The sequence below is a fragment of the Neisseria sp. P0009.S010 genome (assembly GCF_051958545.1).
In the GTDB taxonomy this organism is placed as follows: Bacteria; Pseudomonadota; Gammaproteobacteria; order Burkholderiales; family Neisseriaceae; genus Neisseria; species Neisseria subflava_A.
In genome coordinates this window covers 1-232 of record NZ_JBQCVH010000066.1, presented here as the reverse complement: position 1 = coordinate 232, position 232 = coordinate 1, and the positions used below count along the sequence as shown (strand labels likewise).

The 232-nt window shown below is 50.4% G+C and carries 1 pseudogene; it reads right to left on the bottom strand.

Annotated elements, in window-relative coordinates:
• Positions 1-232: pseudogene (locus ACTHSN_RS10925) on the bottom strand (UDP-N-acetyl-D-glucosamine dehydrogenase); the annotation flags it as partial.

The following is a 232-nucleotide window of genomic DNA, read 5'->3' as shown; positions in this document are numbered from 1 at the left end:
CTTCCATTCGTGGCTTCAATTCTTCTTCGGTAGTACCGGGGTTGGTGGTGGATTCTAAAGAAAGCACTTGCCCGGCGCGCAGGTTAGGTTTTACCGCATCGGTAGTGTCTATCACAAAGCTCATGTCCGGCTCACGGTATTTTTTCAGAGGAGTCGGTACGCACAAACTGACGGCTTCTAATTCGCCGATTCGGGTTAATTCGGTCGTTGCTTCAAACAGGCTGTTGGAAGC